The following is a 296-nucleotide window of genomic DNA, read 5'->3' as shown; positions in this document are numbered from 1 at the left end:
TTTAATTTTCCTTCAAAAAATGCCTTGTCAATAACGACTTTTGCATCATGAGAGGATTTTAAACTGGTTTCATAATGCTCAAGTTTGATTGCATCTATCTTCAATTTTGACTTTTTCAAATGCTTTAGAAAAATTAGCACCATCCCAAATAGTTAGAATTGTTTGTAACCCCCTGATTATTTTATAAAATTCAACCATTTATCTATTTTTCAGTTCAACTCGGATGGATTGAGTTGTTTATTTTTTGAAAGAAAAAACATATATTTTTTTTCATTTAAAAAAAATTAAAAAGATGA

This window comes from Flavobacterium branchiophilum NBRC 15030 = ATCC 35035 (assembly GCF_002217205.1).
Classification (GTDB): Bacteria; Bacteroidota; Bacteroidia; order Flavobacteriales; family Flavobacteriaceae; genus Flavobacterium; species Flavobacterium branchiophilum.
Note: the sequence above shows the minus strand (reverse complement) of the source record.